We start from the raw sequence: 2,016 nt of genomic DNA, 5'->3' as shown, positions 1-2,016 counted from the left end.
GCTAGAAATCGAATTGCATATTTTACAGTTTTGTTCATTCTATTTCCTCCTTCATATATGAAATGGATTGTTCCTAACAAACATTCATTGTCCTTACTTTGTCTCCCTGTTATGAAGTGACCTTTGTCAATATTTTTTCTTGATGGCACACAAAAGCTTCAGAAATAAGATCTATCGACAGTTAACCACTCTGTTATTCGTGGATTGGTTACCTCAGGCTAATGGTCCGTCGTTAGGCTCTTATAATCTCGATACGTGGATCACACCTCTTCATATTCTAATAAATAGCTTTTTTATCAGAATTTCAGCTGCGCCAGAAGAGGGAGTTCATAGATAGCCACACCTGTAATTGACTATCTATGAAGCTCATCTATGCCATCAATTGATATCTTTGGTCTCTAACTATGAATAAATCAATCAACTTCCTATCCTTTCTTCTTTTATTTTCGGTAAATTTCACCTGTTTCTAATCCCAAAATAAAACACCCAAGTTCTCTTGCAATAACAGTAATGGCCACATTTCGAGGTTTCCCTGTTTGTCTTGCTTTCACTCGTTTCGATTTTAATCCGATTGTTCCTTTTACTAAAGCATTTGCACATTCTACAAGCATAGACCTAACGGCCGAATTGCCTTGCTTTGTAATCGAAATTCGACTAATTTTCTCTCCACTTGAACTCTCGCTTGACGTCAACCCTACATAAGCCATAAACGCTTTAGCCATTGGGAATCGAGTGAAATCAGCAATTTCCACATGAACAGTCATTGCTGATGTTGTGTCTATCCCTTTTAAACATTTTAAATTTCCAACGGGTTCTTCGTACCTTTCACTATGAGATAATTCTTATAACCTCATGCTAAACCGCTCAATTTTGTCAACTAGACCATCGTACTGTAATAGGTATTCATCTAATGTTTTTTTGAATAATCCTTGTAGATCAAGATTCTTTAACCATTTCATGTAAGGGATTGTCCAGCTAGATTTTCCTTCATACACATATCCATGCCTTAAAAGGAATGCTTTTATCTGTTGTTTCATTTTCTTCAATGATGTTTTAAAGTCACCTAAGACGCGGATATATTCTTTTACGGCAACACCCTCTTCTTCTGGAACATATACTTCTTTATAGGTGCCATTAGCTAAATTAAAAGCAATCATTTTAGCATCAAACCTATCATTTTTCACCATTTTATTTTTAGATGAACTGTACATGGTTGTTGGAGCTAAAATATCACAATCAATTCCATGCTGTTCCAGAAGATTATGGAGTGAATCCCCTAAACAACCAGCCTCATATCCAGCTTTAATGTTTATATCTTCACCATATTGTGTTTTCAGTTTCTCAACGAATTTTTTACGAGAGATACATTTGAAGCACATCGTGCTTCTCTTACAATTTCCCCAGTTGTTCCGTGCAACGCACATAAGCTAAAGCTTTCCTTGTGGACATCCATCCAGATATAGAGTATATTTCCCATAGTGGCCTCCTATTATCATAGGGATGTTAACCCATTCATAATGTTTGTTCTCACTCATTATTATGGGTTAACATCCCTGACTTGATAATTTAGGCGGTCACTTCATATTATCTCGTAACAATTCAACGTTTTATGTAAAACCTATATCATGATGATAGATTCAGCTTTTATTCTTTTCTGTTTCTCATGAATCGATTATATATAGATATTACATTCTCAGGTTAACGAAACTTAAATGCATCATTAACGATATTTTAGTTACATTGTAAATGGATTTCATATGTCATACAAGGTAGTATCTGTATTTCTCAACCTAAGCATATTACAAATCAGAAAAAAATGTCTCCCTGTGTAGAACAGTTAACAATTGAAACAACATAGATGAATAGTGATTATATGCTACTTATTTTACCTAAGGAGTTTTTTGTTATTTTTCCTGTCAATGTCTTGAACATGACATGCAGATAAGAACCAGAAAAAAAAATTTCAGATTTCGTATGAAATACACAGTATGTAAGAATATATTTCTCACGTTTTAG

The 2,016-nt window shown here is 34.4% G+C and carries 1 pseudogene; it reads right to left on the bottom strand.

The features are described 5' to 3' along the window. Nucleotides 1-440: 440 nt before the first annotated feature. A pseudogene (locus ACQRBL_RS32125) lies at nt 441-1,477 on the bottom strand (IS110 family transposase). Between the last annotated feature and the right edge of the window lie 539 nt (nt 1,478-2,016).

This window comes from Bacillus sp. AF62 (assembly GCF_050312695.1).
In the GTDB taxonomy this organism is placed as follows: domain Bacteria; phylum Bacillota; class Bacilli; order Bacillales; family Bacillaceae_G; genus Bacillus_A; species Bacillus_A cereus.
This window is presented reverse-complemented; position numbering and strand designations above follow the sequence as displayed.